At 43.8% G+C, this 22,723-nt stretch carries 18 protein-coding genes and 2 tRNA genes; 18 read left to right on the top strand and 2 right to left on the bottom strand.

Annotation, left to right across the window (positions count from 1 at the left end):
* Window positions 1-38: 38 nt before the first annotated feature.
* From infB to B5D48_RS06560, 18 genes are all read left to right on the top strand, one after another.
* Window positions 39-3,104 (top strand): translation initiation factor IF-2, encoded by a 3,066-nt coding sequence (gene infB / locus B5D48_RS06645; protein WP_023937713.1) that lies wholly within the window; start codon window positions 39-41, stop codon window positions 3,102-3,104.
* 142 nt (window positions 3,105-3,246) lie between these two features.
* Window positions 3,247-3,759 carry a CvpA family protein gene (locus tag B5D48_RS06640; RefSeq protein WP_023937714.1) on the top strand — a complete coding sequence of 171 codons (513 nt, stop codon included), beginning with the start codon at window positions 3,247-3,249 and terminating at the stop codon, window positions 3,757-3,759.
* A 42-nt stretch (window positions 3,760-3,801) separates the two neighbouring features.
* Window positions 3,802-5,256, top strand: coding sequence for a Fe-S cluster assembly protein SufB (sufB, locus tag B5D48_RS06635; RefSeq protein WP_023937715.1), 1,455 nt, complete (start codon window positions 3,802-3,804; stop codon window positions 5,254-5,256).
* A gap of 63 nt (window positions 5,257-5,319) precedes the next feature.
* Window positions 5,320-6,072 (top strand): Fe-S cluster assembly ATPase SufC, encoded by a 753-nt coding sequence (gene sufC, locus B5D48_RS06630; RefSeq protein WP_036888865.1) that lies wholly within the window; start codon window positions 5,320-5,322, stop codon window positions 6,070-6,072.
* Window positions 6,073-6,075: 3 nt separating this feature from the next.
* Window positions 6,076-7,275, top strand: coding sequence for a Fe-S cluster assembly protein SufD (sufD, locus tag B5D48_RS06625; protein WP_023937717.1), 1,200 nt, complete (start codon window positions 6,076-6,078; stop codon window positions 7,273-7,275).
* Between the two features lie 22 nt (window positions 7,276-7,297).
* Window positions 7,298-8,878: a potassium/proton antiporter gene (locus B5D48_RS06620; protein ID WP_023937718.1), complete on the top strand. Its 1,581-nt coding sequence runs from the start codon at window positions 7,298-7,300 to the stop codon at window positions 8,876-8,878.
* Window positions 8,879-9,102: 224 nt separating this feature from the next.
* Window positions 9,103-9,176: transfer RNA gene (locus B5D48_RS06615), tRNA-Thr, on the top strand.
* Window positions 9,177-9,454: 278 nt separating this feature from the next.
* On the top strand, window positions 9,455-10,720 hold the full coding sequence (locus B5D48_RS06610; RefSeq protein WP_023937721.1) for a sigma-54 interaction domain-containing protein: 1,266 nt from the start codon (window positions 9,455-9,457) through the stop codon (window positions 10,718-10,720).
* Entirely contained in the window at window positions 10,698-11,243 is a 546-nt protein-coding gene (gene lptE / locus B5D48_RS06605; RefSeq protein WP_042120288.1) for an LPS assembly lipoprotein LptE, read from the top strand. Before B5D48_RS06610 ends, lptE begins: the two co-directional genes overlap by 23 nt.
* Window positions 11,244-11,249: 6 nt before the next feature.
* On the top strand, window positions 11,250-11,975 hold the full coding sequence (locus tag B5D48_RS06600) for a hypothetical protein (RefSeq protein ID WP_023937725.1): 726 nt from the start codon (window positions 11,250-11,252) through the stop codon (window positions 11,973-11,975).
* Window positions 11,976-11,977: 2 nt separating this feature from the next.
* A complete protein-coding gene (gene secG / locus B5D48_RS06595) occupies window positions 11,978-12,352 on the top strand; it encodes a preprotein translocase subunit SecG (protein ID WP_023937726.1) in 375 nt (124 codons plus the stop codon).
* Between the two features lie 344 nt (window positions 12,353-12,696).
* On the top strand, window positions 12,697-13,494 hold the full coding sequence (locus B5D48_RS06590; RefSeq protein ID WP_023937728.1) for a thymidylate synthase: 798 nt from the start codon (window positions 12,697-12,699) through the stop codon (window positions 13,492-13,494).
* 23 nt (window positions 13,495-13,517) lie between these two features.
* Entirely contained in the window at window positions 13,518-14,015 is a 498-nt protein-coding gene (locus tag B5D48_RS06585) for a dihydrofolate reductase (RefSeq protein WP_023937729.1), read from the top strand.
* A gap of 49 nt (window positions 14,016-14,064) precedes the next feature.
* On the top strand, window positions 14,065-15,438 hold the full coding sequence (gene hisS, locus B5D48_RS06580; protein ID WP_036889483.1) for a histidine--tRNA ligase: 1,374 nt from the start codon (window positions 14,065-14,067) through the stop codon (window positions 15,436-15,438).
* Between the two features lie 73 nt (window positions 15,439-15,511).
* On the top strand, window positions 15,512-17,413 hold the full coding sequence (dxs, locus tag B5D48_RS06575; protein ID WP_023937732.1) for a 1-deoxy-D-xylulose-5-phosphate synthase: 1,902 nt from the start codon (window positions 15,512-15,514) through the stop codon (window positions 17,411-17,413).
* Window positions 17,410-18,750 carry a Trk system potassium transporter TrkA gene (trkA, locus tag B5D48_RS06570; RefSeq protein ID WP_023937733.1) on the top strand — a complete coding sequence of 447 codons (1,341 nt, stop codon included), beginning with the start codon at window positions 17,410-17,412 and terminating at the stop codon, window positions 18,748-18,750. The genes dxs and trkA overlap by 4 nt, the downstream gene beginning before the upstream one ends.
* A 66-nt stretch (window positions 18,751-18,816) precedes the next feature.
* The gene (locus tag B5D48_RS06565) at window positions 18,817-20,223 is read left to right on the top strand and encodes a TrkH family potassium uptake protein (RefSeq protein WP_023937734.1); all 1,407 of its coding nucleotides are present in this window, start codon (window positions 18,817-18,819) and stop codon (window positions 20,221-20,223) included.
* A 27-nt stretch (window positions 20,224-20,250) separates the two neighbouring features.
* Window positions 20,251-20,323: transfer RNA gene (locus tag B5D48_RS06560), tRNA-Pro, on the top strand.
* A 106-nt stretch (window positions 20,324-20,429) separates the two neighbouring features.
* Here the strand turns inward: B5D48_RS06560 and B5D48_RS06555 are convergent.
* Window positions 20,430-21,683 carry a glycosyltransferase gene (locus B5D48_RS06555; RefSeq protein ID WP_143742820.1) on the bottom strand — a complete coding sequence of 418 codons (1,254 nt, stop codon included), beginning with the start codon at window positions 21,681-21,683 and terminating at the stop codon, window positions 20,430-20,432.
* A 115-nt stretch (window positions 21,684-21,798) separates the two neighbouring features.
* On the bottom strand, window positions 21,799-22,314 hold the full coding sequence (locus B5D48_RS06550; protein ID WP_023940361.1) for an isoprenylcysteine carboxyl methyltransferase family protein: 516 nt from the start codon (window positions 22,312-22,314) through the stop codon (window positions 21,799-21,801).
* Window positions 22,315-22,723 lie beyond the last annotated feature (409 nt).

Genomic DNA, 22,723 nt, shown 5'->3' with positions numbered 1-22,723 from the left:
CAATAAACAATATAAGGAGCGTAGATAGTAAGGAAGATATGTCAGTAAAGTTATTCAGTTTAGCAAAAGAATTTAATGTTGGAGTAGGGACCTTGGCTTCGAAGCTCAAAGAGAAGGGCTTTGAAGTGGAGGAGTCTAACCCCAATATGCGTATCGATAAGAAAGAATTCGAATGCCTTGTTGCAGAGTTTGGCAAGGATGTCCCTGTTGCTACGGTGGAGAAGATACGCAAAAAGTTTGCCCCAAAATCTGCTTCTTCCGTGTCTGACGCTACTCCTTCTGAGGGAGCTTCCTCCTCTTCGGATAGTCAGCCTTCCGAGACTGGCGCAATCTGGACAGAAGTCCCCGAGACCTTCAAGCCTCAATTGACTGTCAAGGGCAGGATAGAGAACTTGGATGGAGTTCACCCTAAGATTAAGCGAGATAAGAAAGAGACTCTACCGCCGGAAGAGCCAACTCGTCCGTTGATAAAGAAAACAGACGCTCCTGTCGAAAAGGCTGAGCCTCAATCAGCTCCCATAGAGAAGAAAGCCATGGTTGTTCCAGCCTCAAAGGAAAAGCTCGAGGTGAAAGCAGTTGAGAAAGAGAAAGTTTTGGTTGATGAACCAAAGCTTGTGGATGATGTGAAAAATGCTCCAAAAACATCTCCGTCTCCAGTTAAACAACAGCCTAAGCCGGTCAAACAAGATCGTGTGGAAAAAATAGAAATCTCAATCGAAACAAAGAAAAAAGAAGAGCCAGAAAAGAAAGTTGCTTCTCCCATTGTACAGAAGAAAGAGGAGAGCAAGACTGTTCCTGCTACAGTGAAAGAAAATTCCCCAAAGGATTCTACACTTGCGGTGGCTGAGTCGTTGCAAGAAAAGCCGAAGGAAGAGATATATCGTCCTGGAGAGACCTTGCCGGAGCCACAAGTTAAAGTGGTAGGGAAGATCGATCTTGATTCGATCAACTCTTCGATGCGCCCCAAGAAGAAAACACGAGAAGAGAGACAACAGGAGCGTAACAATACAACGGAGAATGCCAAGCGTAAGCGCAAACGCATCAACAAAAAGGCTGTGGATGTCAAGAGCGAAGCTGCTAAGGTGAAAGATGATGACAAGCGTAAGAATGCAGGAGAGAGGACCGCTGGACGAGACAACACTTCTCGCAAAGCCAAGTCTGCCAAGCGTCCACCTGTACAGCCGGAGGTAAGCGACGAAGATGTGCAGAAGCAGATCAAGGAGACATTAGCCAGGCTGACTTCTAAAACGTCCAACCTAAGCAAAGGGGCAAAGTATAGAAAAGATAAGAGAGAGGCTGCCAGCAAGGCTGCTATGGACGCTATCCGTGAGGAGAGACAGGAGAGCCGTATTCTTAAGCTTACGGAATTTGTGACAGTGAGTGATTTGGCGGTGATGATGGATGTGCCCGTAAACGAAGTTATCGCCACTTGTATGAGTATCGGTCTATTCGTTTCTATCAATCAACGCTTAGATGCCGAGACTCTCAATTTGGTTGCAGAGGAGTTCGACTTCAAGACTGAGTTTGTTAGTGCTGATGTGGTTGAAACGATCAATCAGGAGGAAGAAGAAGCCGAAGATCCAGACGATCTCATAGCTCGCCCTCCGATTATTACCGTAATGGGTCACGTAGACCATGGAAAGACCTCGCTCTTGGATAATATCCGTAAGACAAATGTGATTGCCGGTGAAGCAGGAGGGATTACTCAGCATATCGGAGCTTATAATTTGGAGCTTAAAAATGGACGTCGCATCACTTTCTTGGATACCCCGGGGCATGAAGCCTTCACGGCTATGCGTGCTCGTGGAGCTAAGGTAACAGACATCGCTATTATCATAGTGGCAGCAGATGATGATGTGATGCCTCAAACAGTAGAGGCGATCAATCATGCAGCTGCAGCTGGTGTCCCCATTGTTTTTGCAATTAATAAGGTGGATAAGCCTGCTGCTAATCCGGAGAAGATAAAAGAAGCTTTGGCCAATATGAACTATCTCGTCGAAGATTGGGGAGGTAAATATCAGTGTCAAGAGATATCGGCCAAGAAAGGTATAGGCGTTAACGAACTGCTCGAAAAAGTTCTACTTGAAGCCGACATGCTTGGTTTGCAGGCTAATCCAAAACGAAAAGCGAGTGGTTCCATTATAGAGTCTTCATTGGATAAGGGACGTGGCTATGTGGCTACTGTGCTTGTTCAGAATGGAACATTGCAGATAGGAGACGTTGTCTTGGCCGGTACACATCACGGAAGGGTCAAGGCTATGTTCAATGTGCGCAATCAGCGTGTTAAATCTGCCGGACCAAGTGATCCAGTGCAAATCTTAGGATTGAGCGGAGCTCCTACAGCAGGGGACGGCTTTAATGTCCTGGATTCAGAGCAGGAAGCTCGCAGTATAGCCAACAAGCGAGAGCAGTTGCAGCGCGAACAAAACGACCGTACTCGTAAGGTGCTTACTTTGGACGAGGTGGCTCGTCGAAAAGAGATGGGTAACTTCCACGAGCTGAATGTGATAATAAAAGGGGATGTGGACGGTTCTGTAGAAGCTTTGGCCGATTCGCTCATCCGTCTTTCTACCGAGGAGGTACAGGTTAATGTGATTCACAAAGCTGTCGGACAGATATCGGAGTCCGATGTTGTGCTGGCTGCAGCCTCTTCTGCTATCATTATCGGGTTCCAGGTGCGCCCATCCCAAGCTGCTCGCAAAATGGCAGAACAGGAGGGTGTGGAAATACGTACTTACAGCATCATCTACGATACCATCGAGGAAATCAAGACTGCCATGGAGGGTATGCTTGCTCCCGAAATACGAGAAGAGGTTACTGCTACATTGGAAGTACAGCAAACATTCAAGATTTCCAAAGTTGGAACAATTGCAGGTTGTATGGTTAAGGAAGGCAAGATCAAGCGTTCGAACAAGGTGCGCTTGATACGCGATGGTATTGTGATCCATACCGGAGAGTTGGGCTCTCTCAAACGCTTCAAAGATGACGTCAAGGAAGTTGTGGCAGGGCTTGATTGCGGTCTAAATATTGAGAACTACAACAACATCATGGAGGGGGACTTGATCGAAGCCTTCACCGAAATAGAAGTAAAGAAGTCTCTCTAATTATAGTCATTAGCAGTATTCTGTTGCAAAGCTCAAACAAGGAGATGTCTAAACAAGGAGACAGACTTCCGGGTTTGAGCTTTGTTTCTTGTGAGCTAAGATACGTAGATTGATTTTCACAAATGAGATTCACTGTTGTAATATGAATTGGCTGGATATTCTTATCGTGCTCCTCTTGGGGATAGCCTTCTTTCGAGGCTGGAGCAAGGGGCTTATCCGATCTGCAGGTACTTTGTTGTCTGTGATATTGGCGATTGCTTTTTATGCAGTGTTTTCTCCGTTTCTTGCGGATTGTTTAAGATCACTCTCTTCAGAAATGTCGGATACTGCTATATTGTTTGTAAGCAAGCTGTTTAGTATCGTGTTGATAGTTTTGGCTGTTTCATTTGTGTTCATTGGGGTCAATAAATTGATCAATACCAGTCCATTAGGTTTGTTTAATAAATTTTCTGGTGGATTATTGCATGGAGTTACGGTTATCTTTCTGCTTAGTTTAGCCTTTAATGCTTATGATTTGGCAGATGATTTGCGGGAGAAGAAAGAAGTGGATTCCTCCTCGGCAAGGGTTAATTCTCTTCTCTATATTCCGATTAGAGATATTCTGCCAACTTTTGTCTCCTTTGGTTTGTTCTCCAGCAAGGTAAATCCAGCCTGATTAAAAACAGGGGGTGATGGTAGTTTAGTATACAGGGTGTATATGAAAGACGAAAAAGACATTCAACGAGATATAATAGAAGAAGTAACATCAGGTGAGTACAAATATGGATTCACCACAGATATAGATACCGAGGTAATTCCGCATGGTTTGAGCGAGGATGTAGTGAGGCTCATTTCTAATAAAAAGGGAGAACCAGAGTGGTTACTTGATTTTCGGCTTAAGGCTTATCATAAGTGGCTGAGCATGAGAGCTCCTAAATGGGCACATTTGCAGATACCGGAGATTGACTATCAGGATATTATCTACTACGCAGCTCCGAAACAGAAAGTCAGTGGGGAAAAGAAGGAGATAGATCCGGAGTTGCTCAAGACTTTCGACAAGTTGGGTATTCCTCTACATGAGCGTGCAGCCTTATCGGGAATGGCCGTAGATGCTGTAATGGATAGTGTGTCTGTGAAAACTACCTTTCGAGAGCAACTTGCCGAGAAAGGGATTATTTTCTGCTCTTTTAGCGAAGCTGTGAAAGAACATCCTGAGTTGGTCCGCAAATATCTGGGTAAGGTGGTGCCTTACAATGACAATTATTTCGCGGCTCTCAATTCGGCTGTCTTTAGCGATGGTTCATTCGTTTACATCCCCAAAGGGGTCCGGTGTCCCATGGAATTGTCTACTTATTTTCGCATCAATGCTGCTCAGACCGGGCAGTTTGAGCGAACACTTATTGTGGCAGACGAAGGCTCCTATGTCAGTTATCTTGAGGGATGTACAGCTCCAATGCGAGATGAGAACCAACTCCACGCTGCCATTGTAGAGATATTTGTCGAGGCAGAAGCTGAGGTCAAATATTCTACTGTTCAGAATTGGTACCCAGGAGACAAAGATGGTAATGGCGGGATATACAATTTTGTGACAAAGAGAGGTATATGTAAAGGATTTCGCTCCAAACTTTCTTGGACGCAGGTGGAAACTGGCTCGGCCATTACGTGGAAATACCCCAGTTGCATCCTGAAGGGTGAGGAATCTGTAGGCGAGTTTTATTCGGTTGCCGTTACAAATAATTTCCAACAAGCTGACACCGGTACCAAGATGCTCCATATCGGGAAAAATAGCAGAAGCCGGATTGTTTCCAAAGGGATTTCAGCAGGAAAAAGCCAAAATAGTTATCGAGGTCTTGTACAGATAGCTCCCAATGCAAAGTTTGCTCGCAATTATTCGCAGTGCGACAGCTTGTTGATTGGAGATCGTTGCGGAGCCCATACCTTCCCTTATGCACAGGTCAATAACGAAACCGCTATTATCGAGCATGAGGCCACAACCTCCAAGATTAGTGAAGACCAGCTTTTCTACTGCAACCAGCGGGGTATAGGGGTAGAAGAGGCCGTGGCTCTCATTGTAGGAGGGTATGCAAAGGAGGTAATGCAAAAGTTACCCATGGAATTTGCCGTTGAAGCACAGAAACTGCTTAGCGTATCTTTGGAAGGATCCGTAGGTTGATCGTTTGTGCTTTCTCAGAAGAATACAATACTCACAATTACAAATAGCTTTTATAGTTCTATGCTGCTTAATATAAATAATCTGCACGCTTCTATCGGAGACAAATCAATTCTCAGAGGAATCAATTTGCAGGTAAACAGGGGAGAGGTTCACTCCATTATGGGACCGAACGGATCGGGCAAAAGCACTCTGTCTTCGGTATTGGTGGGCCATCCAGCTTTTACTGTTACGGAAGGATTTGTAGAATATAATGGAGAAAACTTACTGGAGTTTAGCCCGGAGGAACGCTCTCACAAAGGATTGTTTCTGAGTTTCCAGTATCCGGTGGAGATTCCGGGAGTGTCCATGACCAATTTTATTCGTTCGGCTGTTATCGAGCGGAGAAAAGCCTTGGGCTTACCCCAGCTTTCTGCCGCAGATTTCCTCAAACTGATGAAAGAGAAACAGGCCTTAGTGGAGATAGATAAGTCTTTTTCCGGTCGTTCCGTCAATGTTGGTTTTTCTGGTGGAGAGAAAAAGCGCAACGAGATATTCCAGATGGCTATGTTAGAGCCTACTCTGTCTATCTTGGACGAGACCGACAGTGGGTTGGATATCGATGCTTTGAGGATCGTTGCAGAGGGTGTTAATCGTCTTCGTTCAAAGGATAATGCCACTATCGTGATAACTCATTATCAGCGTTTGCTGGACTACATCAAACCGGATTTTGTTCATGTATTGTACAAGGGACGGATTATACGTAGTGGAGGCCCTGAATTAGCACTCGAATTGGAAGAACGAGGTTACGATTGGCTCAAAAACGAAGCAGACGAATGATATATGGATAGGAGTTCTTTAGATACGGCTCTTTCCCTCAAACAGCCGATTGTTAGCTCTTCGTCTTGGAGCAGAAGATCCGAGCAGGCTCGATTGCATTTGCAAAATGAGGGGCTGCCTCTTTTTGGTTCAGAAGATTACCAGCGGACGGATTTGTCCACTTTTTTTGATGGCTTGATGTCCTTGAGACTGTCTATGTGTACATCTAATCGGCAGGCCTTTCTGCCCTTGGACAAAGCCTTTTTCTTTGGCCCTTTTTCTGAGTTTGCAAAAGAATTCCCAGATAAAGTATCCTCTTTGCTAAGCGATAAGAGTCCTTTTTCGACAGATGGCTACATCTTGCTAAATGAAGCTCTTTCTTCTGATGTATGTGTGCTGTACGTTTCTGAAAAGCAAACTCTTGAAGAGCCCATCGAACTTAGTTTTTCCGAACAAAATCCTGAGCAATTGGGACTTCGTTCTTTGAGGATTCTGCTGGAGGAGCAGGCTTCTGCTAAGCTAATTCTTCGGGATTTGGCAGGAGATCATACAGCCGTTTTGCAGCACGTGAGCGTTTGTCTTGGTCCAGGGGCGCGTTTGGAAGTGCACGAGGAAGTACAGGCAAAGGAAACAGCGAGACGTATAGCGACTTGTTGGGTGGAACAACGGAGAGATTCGATGCTCAGTTGGAGTGAATACACCTTGTCTTGTGGATTGAATCGAAATAACTTCTACAGCAAGCTGTTTGAGCCAGGTGCAGAGGTCTTTCTCAAGGGATTGGCTTTGGCAACAAAGAATAGGCATATAGATAATTATGCCAAAATAGAGCATTTGGCTCCTCATTGTCATACAGACGAATTATTCAAATACATTGTCGATGACAATGGCTATGGGGTTTTTAGTGGGCGTATTTATGTGGATCAGGTTGCTCAAAAAACGTTGGCCTACCAGAATAATCGCAACTTGCTGCTTTCCGGTACTGGAAACATGCATAGTAAACCTCAATTGGAGATTTATGCCGATGATGTCAAATGCTCTCATGGGATGACTACAGGTCAGCTGAGTGATGAAGCCCTCTTCTATTTGTGTCAAAGAGGAATTCCTCTGACGGAAGCTCGAAAAATGCTGGTCAAAGCCTTTGCTGAGGAGGTAATAGGGCATTTGGACAACGATCCTTCTTTGCTTGAGGAGTTGCACAGCCGGATAGAAGCTGAGCTGAACTAAAAATAAAATACCATAACTACAGATGCTTGCCGAATTCGGAACAGAACATTATCTATTGCTGGGTTCTTTAGTAATCTTGGCGGGTATCTTGGCCGGCAAGGTCGGATATAAATTCGGTATTCCTGGGTTGTTGTTGTTCCTTTTCACAGGGATGATCTTTGGTAGCTCGGGGTTGGGTATTAAGTTTGATGATGCCGGTGTAGCACAATTTACAGGTATGGTAGCCTTGTCCGTTATACTCTTTTCTGGCGGTATGGATACCAAGATACGGGAAATACGCCCAGTACTTAGGGAGGGGGTTACACTCTCAACTCTGGGAGTGATACTGACCACCCTGAGTACCGGGCTTTTTGTCTACCTATTGAGCTACTACGACTTGTCACCTGTGCATATCTCCCTCCCTGCCGCTCTTTTGTTGGCTGCTCTGATGTCAAGTACGGACTCAGCTTCTGTATTCGCCATCTTGCGATCGCAAAAGATGCACCTCAAGGAGAATCTCAAACCTGCTCTTGAGCTCGAGAGCGGAAGCAATGATCCAATGGCTTATATGCTCACTCTGGCTTTGATTCAGTACATAGGGATGGGGCAGGCCGATATTGCTGTGATAGCAGGAGAACTGCTCCTCCAGTTTGCTCTAGGCTGTGTTTTGGGGTATATCTTTGGGAAGATTTCGGTGTTTCTACTCAATAGGATCAATATCGAAAATGATATGATCTACCCGATTATCCTTCTTTGTTTGGTCTTCGTAACCTTCTCTCTTTCCTCTCTTTTCGGGGGTAATGGCTATTTGACGATCTACATTGCAGGGATTGTAGTTGGGAACAGCCGATTGGTGCACAAGAAGAGTATCATTACCTTTTTCGATGGTATTACTTGGTTAGTGCAGATTATCTTGTTTATTCTTTTGGGCTTGTTGGTCAATCCCTCGGAGATGTTGCCGATAGCGGGTTTTGCTCTGGCGACAGCTCTTTTTTTGATTTTCGTGGGACGTCCATTGAGCGTGTTGATTTCACTGCTTCCTTTCCGTAAGTTGAGTTTTAGGGGGCGGATTTATCTCTCGTGGGTTGGTCTTAGAGGAGCCGTTCCAATCATTTTTGCAACCTATCCTATTCTTATGAATATACCTGAGGCGAAGATTCTTTTCAACGTTGTTTTCTTTATTACAATCGTCTCTCTGTTGATCCAAGGCAGTACTGTTTCTTCTGCAGCGCGCTGGTTGGGACTGGCTATCCCTTCTTCTGCCGAAGGAAATCTCTTTGGAGTTGAGATTCCGGAAGAAACGGGAACAACAATGGAGGAGCGGATTGTTACCGAAGAAATGATATCTGCCGGAGATCGTCTGATGGATATTGATTTGGATGAGAAAGAGCTTGTTATCCTGATTAGCCGCCATGGCTCTTATCGTGTGCCTAAAGGGCCTATGCACTTGCAGGAAGGGGACATTCTCTTGATTGTATCCGAACAGGATAGGCGGACGACGGACAAGATCGCTATGCAACAATACCCCTTGTCCCAGAAAACTCACACCCTTTCGTATAGGGGAAAGAAAATAATGACACTTTTTCGCAGACAGTTGAATCGTTTAAAAAAACATTCTGACTAATCCAGATCCATTTTTAGGCTCTTGATCAATCTTTTTATATTTCCTGTCATACCCATGACAGGAAATTGTGCCATGCAAAGAGCAAGCCGGTTTGTCTATTTCAGAAAATGTACTACTTTTGCATCGGGTAAGTCCTACACGGCTAGCTCCCCTTGACTCCCCCAGGGCTTGATCGCAGCAAGGGTAGAGGGTCGTAGCAGCGCGATGTGGTAAGCTTACCCGCTGCCTCTTTAGCTCAGTTGGCCAGAGCACGTGATTTGTAATCTCGGGGTCGTTGGTTCGAATCCGACAAGAGGCTCAAAAGAGAGGGGAGTTTCTCCCCTTTTTTTATTGCAAAAAGAGAATGAAACCATTCAATGTCTATCCCGAGATCAACCTTCCTGTAATAACATCTTCACGTCTTTTGTCTTTTTTATTAGACTTCATTGTTGTGGTCTTAGCTCGCAGCTGTTTCTGGGAATTCGCCAACGTTCTCTTTTTCTTATTTTTGTGCAGAGGTCTGGCTTGATTTTCATTCTCTTTATCCATTAACAGATAAAGAGAGATGAACTCTACCAGCCCAATTTTGTATTCTCTATGGCAACGAATATAGATCTCAGACAGGTAAAACAACGCTTTGGCATCATCGGAAATAGTCCAATACTTGATCGAGCTATACGCATAGCAGTGCAGGTAGCTCCCACAGATATGTCCGTTTTAGTAACGGGAGAGAGTGGGGCGGGGAAAGAATTCTTTCCGAAGATAGTGCATCAGTATAGTAGTCGTAAGCATAATCCTTATATCGCAGTCAATTGTGGTGCAATCCCTGAGGGAACTATTGATTCAGAGCTTTTTGGTCACCGTAAGGGATCTTTTACAGGAGCTCTGGCTGATCGGAAGGGGTATTTCGAGGAAGCTAATGGAGGTACTATCTTCTTGGATGAGGTCGGAGAGCTTCCCTTATCTACTCAGGCCCGACTGTTGCGAGTTTTAGAGAGTGGCGAGTTTATACCAGTGGGGGCCAGTGTTGCCTATAAGACAGATGTTCGTATCGTTGCCGCTACTAATGTTAATCTGCGTGATGCAGTAGCCAAAGGACGATTTAGGGAAGACCTTCTTTTTAGACTCAATACGGTGCCAATAGAGGTACCGTCTTTGAGAGATCGTTCCGAGGATATTCCCCTCCTATTTCGCAAATTTGCGCTTGATACAGCTGAACGATACCAAATGCCCACCCTGAGGCTTAGTTCCGAAGCCGAGACTGTCGTTTGCTCTTATCAATGGCCAGGAAATATTCGAGAGTTACGGAATGTAGCTGAGCGTATGTCCGTATTGGAGGAAGAACGAATGGTTTCAGCCGACAGGATGAAAGCCTATTTACCAGACAGTGCTTTTGCCGACCGTCATCCTGTGCTACTCCGTTCACAGGCACATTCCGAGAGTCATTCTTTTGGCTCTGAGCGGGAGATTCTTTTCCAAGTGCTTTTTGATATGCGTAAGGACATGAACGAACTCAAAGATCTTGTACAGGATATTATGCAAGGTAGAGTGCCAATTACGTCTGTTCATGGAGATTCTCTGATGGAACATTCCACTATTCATCATAGAGAAAGTAAGCCTATAATGCTTATTGATACAGATAGAGAGGGAGAAGCTGAAGAGGCAGCCTTGTGGCAGGAGGAAGGAGAGAAGTTTGCAGAAAAATCTTTAACAACTATTGCCGAGGCTGAAGCACAATTGGTCAGATTGGCTATGGAGAGATATGGTGTCAAAAACAAAAAGGCTGCAGCCGACGCACTTGGCATATCGGAGCGTACATTATATCGAAAACTGAAAGAATATGACATTGAAGATGTACAGTGATCGTTTTGCCTACTCCTCTTTGTTGAAGGGAAGTGTCTTGTTCCTTTTTCTGATATTGGCCTTGTCTTGTCGTATCTCTTATAAATTTGATGGAGCCTCTATCGATTACAACACTACCAAGACAATCTATATTGCTGATGTGATAAATAGTGCACAACATCAGTATGCACCTTTGGCTTCACGCCTTACTGAGTCTCTTAGAGATCTTTACATCAGGCGCACCAAGTTGGAAATGGTTCCTTATAATGGGGATCTGGAGCTGGAGTGTACAATCGTTTCCTATGATTTGGCACCGATGGCGATTCAGGAAAATGCACTGTCGGCGGAAACGCGTTTTACGATGGGAGTGGAAGTCGTTTTCACTAACAATGTAACTCCCTCCCAGAACTTTAAGCGCACCTTTACTGAGTTTACGGATTTCAAAAGTGATATTCTATTTAATACCATTGAGGATCAGCTGGTAGAGGAACTTTCTGAGAGAATACTCAAGCAGATCTATGCCGCAACGGTTGAAAACTGGTAATGAGGAATGACGAAGGATAGTTTATATGGTTGCTTGGCAGATCCTACAAAGGTGGAGCATGAGTCTTTGGATGAACTCCGTACCTTAGCTATGACTTATCCCTATTCTGCGACTTGTGTGTATCTATATTTATACAAGGCCGCTACGGAAAGTGATGTTTGCTTTTCGGTCGAATTGGGTCGTTTTGCTCCTCTTTTACCCAGTCGAGCTAAATTATTTCACCAAGTGGCCCCTTTTGTTGGAGGAAAAATCTATGAGCAAGCTCTAATAGTTGAAGCTACTGAGGAGACCACGGACAGCTTTGCTGTAATTGAGGAATTTTTGTCTGAGATGAAGGCTGCCGGAGCTGATTTGCCCGATGAGATTACTTACACCCACAGTATGGTGCCTGATTATTTGGATAGAGGAGGCGTTGTCTCTTTCGCCTCTTCCTTATCGCAGAAGAATTCTGAATCTTCTGCTGCTGTCTTTTCACAATTTACATCTCCATCTGTTGGAGCCTTTTACGAATCTTTGGATGAGAAAACAGAGACGATGGATGTTAATGAGATCAATGTAGAAGATTCCCTGTTTACAGAAACTTTGGCCAAAATATATATTAAGCAGGGGCATTACGAAAAGGCTTTGCGCATTGTCAAGTCTTTGAGCTTGAAATTCCCAGAAAAAAGTCTTTACTTTGCAGACCAAATTAGGTTTTTAGAGAAGATTATAAAGAATAACAAACAGGAATAGCAATGTATATCTTTCTGACCATCCTTATTGTATTGGCAAGCATCTTGCTCACGCTTATCGTCATTATCCAAAATTCCAAAGGAGGTGGTTTGGCTGCTGGTTTTTCATCTAGCAACCAGATCATGGGGGTACGTAAGACCACTGATTTTTTGGAAAAAGCAACTTGGTATCTTGCCGGTGCTGTAGTGGTGTTGAGTATCGTTTCTTCTCATTTCCTATTCACAGCCACAGACGGTAAGACTTCAGACCTTGAGAAAGAGGTGAAAGAAGAGGTTGTACGTAATGAAAAAGAGGAAGCTGCCAAGCCTAACTTTGCTTTGCCGACTACCCCAAATGCCACTCCAGTTTCTCAACCTCAGGAAAACAAACCTGAATAAAAGCTGATTAACTGCAAGGCAGAATGCCTGCAGTTGTTTTTTGAAGCTTCCGAGAGGAGGTAGTATGAAGAGCGGAGATTGTCGCGGAGGTTATAAAGATCTCCACGATGATCTCTCTTATTTTTTTTCTCGCCTTATGTCTGTTTCTTCTTATCCGCTCTCGAACTCTTCGATATAAAAGTTCAAGTAAGCCATTGTGTAAGAGGCTTGTTGCTCAATATAGCGGCTTTCTCTGCGAAATATAGAGTATACAGGTTTTGTATTTGTTGAGATACGGGGATTTCCGAAGATGTTGTACCTTTGGTGCTAGGCGGTTTTGTCGTGTCTAAGTGTTTTTGAAGTTTATGAAGGCTTATTTGGATTTAGTCAGAAAAATTTTGGATGAGGGGGTCGAACGATCCGATCGTACGGGTACAGGCACAAAGTCCATTTTTGGATACCAAATGAGATTCGATTTGGCAGAGGGATTTCCTTTGCTTACAACCAAAAAACTTCATCTAAAGAGTATCATATATGAGTTGTTGTGGTTTCTCAGTGGTTCGACCAATGTGAGATTCTTGCAGGAGCATGATGTAAGGATCTGGAATGAGTGGGCGGACCCACAAACGGGAGAGCTGGGCCCCATCTATGGCCATCAGTGGCGTTCGTGGACAACAGTCTCCGGTGAATCTATAGACCAGATACAACAAGTACTTGACACTCTCAAACACGATCCTTATAGTCGGCGGATGTTGGTTTCAGCATGGAATGTGGCAGATCTACCTGCAATGCATTTGGCTCCGTGTCATTGTCTGATGCAGTTTTATATGGCAGACAACAGGCTGAGTTTGCAGTTATACCAGCGTTCGGCTGATGTGTTTTTAGGAGTCCCTTTTAATATTGCTTCATATGCTTTGTTACTATTGATGGTAGCGCAAGTTTCGGGTTTTCAGCCTGGAGTCTTTGTCCATTCTTTAGGAGATGCCCACATTTATCTCAATCATTTGGAGCAAGTACAACTACAACTGACTCGATCTCCCCTGCCTTTACCTCAAATGAAACTCAACCCTGAGGTTCGAGATTTATTCTCTTTTTCGTACGCAGACTTTGAGTTGACCGATTACCAAGCTCACCCACACATAGCCGGTAGGGTCTCTGTGTAAGTCTTTTTCTTTCTATATTGTTTATGAAACTCTCTCTTATAGTAGCAATATCCGATGATATGGCCATAGGCAAGGACAATGATTTGATTTGGCATTTGCCGAGGGACTTAAAGTTTTTTAAGGCAAAAACTACAGGACATACCATATTGATGGGACGAAACACTTTTCTTTCGCTGCCCAATGGAGCTTTGCCTAACCGCCGAAATTTAGTTCTCAGTTCCACCCTTGGATCTGTAGAGGCGGGAGAGCTTGTGTCCTCTGTAGAGGAAGCCATTGAGATAGCCCAGAAATCCGGTGAAACGGAGCTTTTTGTGATAGGAGGGGGACAGCTATATGCCGCTACGATAGACATTGCAGATAAATTGTATGTAACCCACGTACATACTGTTGAATCTGAAGCTGATACCTATTTCCCGGAAATTGATCCTATACATTGGCAGCTCGTCAGTGAAGAGGAATGGCCTGCAGATAGTAACAACCCTTATGATTGTACACATCGAGTGTATGAACGGCCAAGTTAATGTTGGGATTGTTTTTGATGACCTTTTTATTTTTTTTCATGCCACAAAAATGAACAAACCATCCATACCTAAAGGAATGCGAGATTTTGGTCCTGAAGAGATGGCCAAACGCAATTATATTTTTTCTGTGATTCGTCAGGTATATGCTTTATACGGTTTTTCTTGTATAGAGACTCCGGCCATGGAAACATTATCATGCCTGATGGGGAAATATGGAGAAGAAGGGGACAGATTACTTTTCAAAGTACTTAACTCCGGAGATTTTCTTTCTGATTTTGACCGTGAACAGTTGGCAGATATTTCCTCTTTGTCTTTTGCTGCCAAAGTCTGTGAGAAGGGGTTGCGTTACGACCTTACTGTCCCCTTTGCTCGCTATGTTGCCATGCATCGGAATGATTTGTCTTTCCCCTTCAAACGTTATCAGATACAACCGGTTTGGCGAGCAGACAGACCACAAAAAGGACGATATCGGGAGTTTTATCAGTGTGATGCTGATATCATAGGGTCAGATTCTCTCCTGAATGAGGTTGAGTTGATTTGTATCATCAATGAGGTCTTCTCCAGATTGAAAATCCCAGTGAAGATTCTGCTCAATAATAGGAAGATTCTCAGTGGTATAGCCGAAACAGTTGGTTGTGCGGAAAGAATTGTAGACATCACTGTTGCCATAGACAAGATCGATAAGATAGGGGCCGATAAGGTCTTTCTCGAATTATCTTCGAAAGGTTTTACAGAGGCCCAAATAGATCGCTTGAAACCCCTGCTTTTGGTTGATGGTGACAATCGGGAAAAGTTGGCTCAAGTGGAGCAGCATCTGTCTGGATCGGAAGTAGGGCTGAAAGGAATCGAAGAGTTGCGTTTTGTTTTAGACCGGATGGAGCACTTGCCTTTGCAAGCAGAGCTTATTGTGGATATCAGTTTAGCTCGAGGTCTCTCTTACTACACTGGTGCGATATTGGAAGTGAAAGCGATGACTGTTGAGATGGGTAGCATCACCGGAGGAGGGCGGTACGACAACTTGACAGGCATATTCGGTTTTGAGGGAATGAGTGGAGTAGGCATTTCTTTTGGTGCCGACCGCATATATGATGTCATGACACAGCTGGATCTTTTTCCAAAAGAACTCGGAGTGGGAACTCATCTACTTTTCCTCAATTTGGGACATGAGTATGCAGACTATGTCTTATCAGTTATGAGTAAGCTGCGTGCTGGAGGTATTCGTTGCTCCTACTACACCGATGATGTGAAGCTTAAGAAACAAATGTCTTATGCCAACAATTTGAGTATTCCTTATGTCGCTCTGGTTGGAGACGAAGAATATGAGCAGTGTTGTATAATGCTCAAAGACATGCAGAAAGGAGATCAGAAGAGTGTCTCTGTGGAAGAGTTGTTGTCAATTTTGCAGACTACTTTCTTGCTGTAAATCTTTTCTGTGATATTCGCAAACTGGGATCTCCGACTTTTATTTTTTAGGGAGACCCTGATGATTTATCACAATGACGGAACAGAAATATCCGATACTCAACAATATCGATACTCCGGCAGATTTGAGATTGCTGCCGGAGGAATCTCTTCCTCAGCTTTGCGATGAGTTGAGGAAATATATTTTGGAGATTGTAGCTCAGCATCCGGGGCACTTGGGTTCAAGCCTCGGAGCTGTAGAGCTGACGGTTGCCCTCCACTATGTATTCGACACTCCACATGATCGTCTGGTATGGGATGTGGGACATCAAGCCTATGGACACAAGATTCTCACGGGGCGGAGAGATCGATTTCCCTCTCTTCGGCAGTGGGGTGGTTTGGCTGGATTTCCCTCAACATCGGAGAGCGAATATGATACTTTTACAGCCGGACATGCTTCCAATTCAATTTCTGCAGCTTTGGGGATGGCTGTGGCAACTAAAAGACAAGGGATCGCACGCAAAGTTGTGGCTGTTATAGGTGATGGCTCCATGACCGGAGGTTTGGCTTTTGAAGGGCTCAACAATGCATCCTCTTTCCCGAATGACCTTCTGATAGTGCTCAATGACAATAATATGTCTATTGATAAGAATGTCGGTGGCCTTAATAGATACATGGTAGACATTCTTACCAGTAAGACTTATAATGCTTTGAGGTATGACCTTTACAAGACCATGCAAAGGATGAATCTCATTACAGAGAGCAAACGTAGAGGGTTGATCCGCTTCAACAATAGTTTTAAGGCTCTTATCAGTCAGCAGTCTAATTTATTTGAGGGATTTAGCATTCGTTACTTTGGCCCCATAGATGGCAATGATGTATTGCGTACAGTGCAAATACTTCGTGATATCAAGGAAATGAAAGGGCCAAAAATTCTGCATTTGAAAACACAAAAAGGTAAGGGCTATGCACCTGCGGAGGCAGATGCTACTGTGTGGCATGCTCCTGGAAAATTTGATATCAATACAGGTATTAGAGAAAGCAAATCCGAAATATCTTCTCCCAGTCTTTACCAAGACGTTTTTGGGCACACATTGGTTGAGATGGCTGCTGAAGATAGTCGTATTGTTGGTGTAACACCAGCCATGCCTACAGGATGTTCGCTTACTTATATGCAACAGGCCTATCCACATCGTACCTATGATGTGGGTATTGCAGAGGGACACGCTGTTACTTTCTCGGCAGGACTTTCTAGAGAGGGTATGATTCCTTTTTGCAATATCTACTCTTCTTTTATGCAGAGGGCTTATGATCAGCTTATACATGATGTTGCTATTAGCAGACAACATGTAGTTTTTTGTTTAGATAGAGCTGGTCTGGTAGGAGAAGATGGGGCTACCCATCAGGGGGCTTTCGATTTGGCTTACCTCTGCACAATTCCCAATATGGTAGTTTCTTCTCCTTTGGATGAACATCAGCTTCGCAATTTGATGTTTACTGCCTATAAGGGACAGAATGGACCGATGGCCATAAGATACCCCAGAGGTAAGGGGGTATTGTTTGATTGGCGAAATACTCCTCAAATTCTCCCCATTGGAAAAGGGCGAGAGATGGTGGAGGGAAAAGATTTGGCCTTTTTGTCGATTGGCCCTATTGGTAATATAATTCGCTCTGTTGTGAACCGTCTTAGGGAAGAAGACGGGATTCAGGCTGCTTGGTATGATTTGATTTATGCTAAGCCTTTGGATACAGAGCTGATTTTAAATGTTTCCAACCGTTTCTCTCATGTCATTACTGTGGAGGAGGGCACCCTTTGCGGAGGAGTAGGAGCTCAGATTGCCTCTTTGTTATTGGAGAATGGAAGGAATCCAAAATTGAAAATATTGGGTTTGCCTGATGAATTTATAGAACACGGCACTCAGGCACAGCAGCGGGCCTATTGCGCTCTCGATGCCGAATCGATTTACAATATATCTGTTGAATTTCTATCTCGATGAGAGTTATAATAGCAGGAGCCGGTGCAGTCGGTACACATTTGGCCAGAATGTTGTCCAATGAGGATCAGGATATCACTCTTATAGACAGAGATGAGAAGAGATTGCACTTTGCTGGATTTAGTACGGATATTCTGACTATCAAAGGAGATCCAACTTCGATTCTCACACTGCAAGACAGTGGGATAGAATCCGCTGATCTGTTTGTGAGCGTTTTGAATGAGAGTGCTTCCAATATTTTGGCTTGCATTCTCGCAATGCGTTTAGGGGCAAAAAAGTGTATTGCGCGGATAGATAATCAGGAATATATGCAATCCCATTATGCCAAGTTTTTTAAGGATATGGGGATTGATATGTTCATCTTTCCGGAATTATTGGCTGCAGATGAGATCGTGTCTTCCATCAAGAATCCTTGGGCTAGACAGTATATTGACCTTTTCGATGGAGCCTTAGCTCTGGTCGGGGTTAAGATTCGTCGTGGGGCTCCTCTTGTCGGTAAACAGCTTAAAGACTTATCTATCAATACCGAGAAGACTTTTCATATCGTGGCTATCAAGAGGGATATGGAGACTATTATCCCCTCTGGTAGTACTCAGGTAATGCATGGAGATATTCTCTTCTATACATGTAGTAAGTCCCATCTATCCTTGGTGCGTCACCTTTCTGGTAAGGATAAACGGGATGCAAATAAAGTCATTATTATGGGAGCCAGCCAGATCTCTGTGCTTACAGCTAACAAGCTCCCCCATAGTATGCAGGTTTGTATCATTGATCAGGATCCTCAGCGTTGTATACAGGTAGCAGCTATGGTGCCGGCTAACGTACAAATATTCAATGGAGATGGGCGAGATCCGGAATTGTTGAGAGAAGTTGGGATTGATACAACAGATGTTTTCATTGCTCTCACAGGAAATTCGGAGACAAACATATTAGCTTGTCTCGGAGCTAAACGGTATGGAGTGTTTAAAACTATCGCAAAAGAAGAGAATATTGACTACATTCCTTTGGCCGAACGAATGGATATTGGTACTCTGATCAACAAGAAGTTGATAGCAGCAGGTCATATACATCGAATGCTATTGGGTGTAGATACCGAATCAGTCAAATGTCTGACTATTGCGAATGCCGACGTGGCTGAGTTGATCGCACGAAAAGACTCTAAGATCACTCGTAAGCGAGTCAGGGATCTTGACTTGCCGGATGGAATGACTCTGGGGGGAATGGTGCGAGGTGGTGTTCCCTCTATGATTGATGGGAATACCATTATACAACCCTATGATCATGTGGTAGTATTCTGCCTGGGTACTTCCATGAATAAATTGGCAGAGCTATTCCGCTAAAAAGAAAGCATTGTGAGACATATCAATTTTCGATTTGTACTAAAGACTGTTGGGTTAGCATGTATCATGGAGTCAGGCTTCTTGTTTTTGGCTATCGTGATTGCTTTTCTCTATAGAGAGGAAGATTTGATGCCGCTTATCTACACAACCCTGTTTATGCTTGGTGTTGGGCTTGTTGGATGGCTTTCCGGTTTTCGTACCCGTTTAGCCCGGCTCAGTCGTCGAGAAGGTATGCTCATTGTCACACTCATTTGGGTTGTGCTATCTTCCATCGGAATGTTGCCTTTTTGGCTAGGAGGGTATGTTGGTTCCATCTCAGATGCTTTTTTTGAGACTATGTCCGGCTATACGACAACCGGGGCTACCATTTTTCCTTCTGTAGAGCATTTACCTCATGGAATTTTATTCTGGAGAAGTCTGTTGCAATGGCAGGGAGGTATTGGGATTGTAGTGTTTACACTTGCTTTGTTACCTGTAATTACGGGAGATAGGGGAGCCTCCACTATCTACAATGCGGAAACAACAGGGATTATGCATGATCGCTTTTTGCCTCGTATAAGCACAGTCTCGAAACGTCTCGCCTTGGTCTATGTGGTGATGACCACACTTCTTTTCTTTCTGCTATGGATAGGGCCGATGAACTCTTTCGATGCTGTCTGCCATGCTCTCACTTGTATCTCTACAGGTGGCTATTCTACTAAAGATTCTAGTGTCGCTTATTACAATTCTGCCTATGTAGAGTATGTCCTCTCTGCTTTCATGTTCATTGCAAGTTTGAGTCTTACCCTCATTTATTTTTGCTTTGTGGGAAAACCGACCAAATTGTTGCGTGATGAAGAATTCCGCTGGTACTCTATACTGGTTTTGGCAGCCATTTTAATCACAAGCTTGTGGCTCTGGGCACATTGGCAAAATGACTCGGTGGAGGAGACAATCCGGACAGCCCTTTTTCAAGTGACTTCCCTGATTTCTACTACTGGTTATCTAACTTCTGACATTACACAATGGCAACCTTTCTTTTGGGTTATAATGCTGCTGCTAATGTTCATTTGTGGATGTTCGGGTTCCACTTCCGGAGGGTTGAAGGTCAGTCGTTTTATGGTCTTGGTCAAGAATCTTAGAAATGAGTTTAAGAAACGCATTCATCCAAATGCGGTTGTGCCAGTCAAGGCCAATGGGATTGTAATTCCGGGAGCATTAGTCAGTCAGGTGTTGGCTTTCTTTTTTGCTTATTTGGGACTTATTTGTGTAGGAGTTCTTCTTCTTACTTTTGATGGAATACCTTTTATCGAAAGTATTTCAGCTTCTGTTTCTGCCACAGGCAATGTTGGCCCAGCCTTGGGTTCCTTGAGAAGTAATTTTGCTGAGATATCTCCCTTTTCAAAATGGGTCTTGAGCTTTCTAATGTTGGCTGGTAGATTAGAGATTTTTACTGTATTGAGTATTCTACGCCCTGCGTTTTGGAAGGAATAGAATATTTTCTACCTTTGCTGCCGCTTTCGGGGTGTAGCACAGTTGGCAGCGCGCCACGTTCGGGACGTGGAGGTCGGAAGTTCGAGTCTTCTCACCCCGACTGTCTTATTTTTTATGCCGCAGTGGATTGTTGATCAATCGACTGCGGTTTCTTATCTCCTCTTAAACTCTCCGAGCTCTTTGGAGAAAAGGGGTCTTTTTCTCTTTTAGGCTTTTTTCTTTGTTCTCAGATTCTTCCCCTTTGTTCGTGCTTCTTTTGAAATCAGATCACATAAGGTTTTTGCCTGATTTATGGGGGAATACAGAGAGGAGAGTTGTATTTCCCGATACTTTAGTTCATCTGGGGAGAAGGGCTCTTTCATGAGTTGTTGGCAGAGACTTTGGGCTTCTTCGGCATTTTGGGCAATGTGGCATAGAGAATCCAGACCTGTGCCTACAAGCATTAGATCGTTTGCCACGATATGTCTTCCGGAGAATAGACTATTGAGTAACTTGAGCTTGAGTCCGGTTGGCTGATCTGTCCAAAGCAGATGAATTTGTGCTTGGCTTATTAGCTCCTGCATACGCTCTTCATCGGGATTTGCTTCCAATCTGATACGGGGATAGCGAGCTACGACTTTTTTTAGCTGATCCGACGGATTCATTCCCGCAATTACTGCAGGGTAGGGGATATACTTGAGGACGTTTTCGATAAGCCAAAGAGCAGCTTGCTCATTCTCCGCTACCGATAGTTTGGCATGATAGAGGATAAAATCAGACACTCCCGTTTGGCTACTGATTGAACGATGAGCATGAAAGCAGGGAATGAATGCAATGTTTTTTTCCGGAAAGTGTTGGTGCAGGTAGTCAGCATCAGAAAGAGAGACCGGAGCAATCAAGTCGGCATGTTTCAGTACGTTTTCATATTTCTTAAATTTCCACCCTTCAATCTTGTGAAAAGCTTTGGAAATAAGCCCTCGCTCAGCACGAGATATAGCTTGGTAGTAGTGATGCTCTATATTGCAAGGGCGGACAATCAACAATCGATTGCTCAAGGCCGGGTGATCAAGCCAATAACATGAATGAAGACCTTCGAAGAGTATCGGAGCTTCGTCAGTCAAAAGATTCGACAACAATTCGCGACTGCGACGTCCGTAGACGTTGTAAGGAAGTAAGCTCAGGTTTGCAGTAACACCTCTTTGGCGAGGGTAGTAATAAACTTTTTGGCAAATGGTCTCCAACTCTGGAGCTGGTTCTCGCTCATATTGGAAGCAGTGCAGTGTTATTTTTACTTTTAAATCGTGCAGAGCCAATAATTTGTAATACACGTCTATAACTCCCCCATAATTAGCAGGCCAGGGAACATTAAAGGAGACAATATGTAGCGAAAGAGGTTCGTGCATTAGGTAGAGATAGAGAGCTGTGTTTAATTCCGATGGTGTAAAAATGACCAGTCGGATCCAAATGTACAATGAATTCACCAATTAGTTGAAGGAGCATTTCTGCTTGGATAAATACTGCAACAAAAAGGCGATTGACTAATTTGCCAATCGCCATTTTGCTTATGCCCTATATGCAAGGATGTCGAAAATTACATTACGCATTCCACAATCCTTTCATTGCATTTTCCTCTTGTCGAATCCGAACAAAGAGAAGACAGGAATACAGAGGGAACCCGATACAAAGAGTCACCCACGCATTGCAGAGCAAAGCAACTCCGATGAGTTCGGGCATTATGTTCAAATAATAGTTCGGATGGCGTACCGTCCTAAACAAGAAACTCTTCTCTATACGTTGGTTGGGAACAATGTAGAGTTTCACCGTCCAAATATCTTTCAGTTTATAGATAACATAAAAGAGCATCCCATAAGCAAAAGTCATAACGGCAACACCGGCTACGGATAAATGGTTGAAACTCACTTCCGAGATGTAAGCTTCGTACAGAGCTGAGAAATAGAAGGCAATGTGTGCCAGTGTCAGCAGAAGAGAATTGGTCTTGCCGTATTGAACGCCACCTTTTTTGAGTAGGAGCTTTTCATTACGAATAGAGAAAGAGAGAGTCGTCAGTCGGAGAGCAAAAAAGACAATAAAAGTGATGATGATGTATTGCATAGTCATATTGTGGTTTGATTATTAGTATTGATTCGAGGAAAAGGAGGGAGACTTTTGTTTACATAGGGAGATACACACAAATGGTCTCTGTTGTGTTTTCAAACGATACATATCTTCTATAAAGCATTTTGGCACTCAAAAGTATATACTTTTCTGGCTGTTTGCAATTACCACATGGGGGGATTATTTCGTGATTTCAAGAGAGGCTTATTCCCTTTCTGGTAGCTCTGTTTGTGTCATTTTCAGGGAGCTATGATGTTCTACTTTCTCTGAAACTAATATCGGTTTCTTTGCATAGAGAGGTACTTGAATTGACTTGTTGAAAAAAGATGCCGAGCGATCAATCAAAAGCTTTATTGCTTTTGTCCGAAAGCTTAGTTGCTTTTGTCTGAAAGCTTAGTTGCTTTTG

Source organism: Porphyromonas crevioricanis (assembly GCF_900167225.1).
Lineage (GTDB): Bacteria > Bacteroidota > Bacteroidia > Bacteroidales > Porphyromonadaceae > Porphyromonas > Porphyromonas crevioricanis.
Note: the sequence above shows the minus strand (reverse complement) of the source record. Positions and strands in the feature narration are given on the sequence as shown.

What these genes read in the sequence shown, in the direction of transcription:
- infB (WP_023937713.1), top strand. Translation starts at nt 39, where the DNA reads ATGTCAGTAAAGTTATTCAGTTTAGCAAAAGAATTTAATGTTGGAGTA.
- B5D48_RS06640 (WP_023937714.1), top strand. Translation starts at nt 3,247, where the DNA reads ATGAATTGGCTGGATATTCTTATCGTGCTCCTCTTGGGGATAGCCTTC.
- sufB (WP_023937715.1), top strand. Translation starts at nt 3,802, where the DNA reads ATGAAAGACGAAAAAGACATTCAACGAGATATAATAGAAGAAGTAACA.
- sufD (WP_023937717.1), top strand. Translation starts at nt 6,076, where the DNA reads ATGGATAGGAGTTCTTTAGATACGGCTCTTTCCCTCAAACAGCCGATT.
- B5D48_RS06620 (WP_023937718.1), top strand. Translation starts at nt 7,298, where the DNA reads ATGCTTGCCGAATTCGGAACAGAACATTATCTATTGCTGGGTTCTTTA.
- B5D48_RS06610 (WP_023937721.1), top strand. Translation starts at nt 9,455, where the DNA reads ATGGCAACGAATATAGATCTCAGACAGGTAAAACAACGCTTTGGCATC.
- lptE (WP_042120288.1), top strand. Translation starts at nt 10,698, where the DNA reads ATGACATTGAAGATGTACAGTGATCGTTTTGCCTACTCCTCTTTGTTG.
- B5D48_RS06600 (WP_023937725.1), top strand. Translation starts at nt 11,250, where the DNA reads ATGACGAAGGATAGTTTATATGGTTGCTTGGCAGATCCTACAAAGGTG.
- secG (WP_023937726.1), top strand. Translation starts at nt 11,978, where the DNA reads ATGTATATCTTTCTGACCATCCTTATTGTATTGGCAAGCATCTTGCTC.
- B5D48_RS06590 (WP_023937728.1), top strand. Translation starts at nt 12,697, where the DNA reads ATGAAGGCTTATTTGGATTTAGTCAGAAAAATTTTGGATGAGGGGGTC.
- B5D48_RS06585 (WP_023937729.1), top strand. Translation starts at nt 13,518, where the DNA reads ATGAAACTCTCTCTTATAGTAGCAATATCCGATGATATGGCCATAGGC.
- hisS (WP_036889483.1), top strand. Translation starts at nt 14,065, where the DNA reads ATGAACAAACCATCCATACCTAAAGGAATGCGAGATTTTGGTCCTGAA.
- dxs (WP_023937732.1), top strand. Translation starts at nt 15,512, where the DNA reads ATGACGGAACAGAAATATCCGATACTCAACAATATCGATACTCCGGCA.
- trkA (WP_023937733.1), top strand. Translation starts at nt 17,410, where the DNA reads ATGAGAGTTATAATAGCAGGAGCCGGTGCAGTCGGTACACATTTGGCC.
- B5D48_RS06565 (WP_023937734.1), top strand. Translation starts at nt 18,817, where the DNA reads ATGGAGTCAGGCTTCTTGTTTTTGGCTATCGTGATTGCTTTTCTCTAT.
- B5D48_RS06550 (WP_023940361.1), bottom strand. Translation starts at nt 22,314, where the DNA reads ATGCAATACATCATCATCACTTTTATTGTCTTTTTTGCTCTCCGACTG.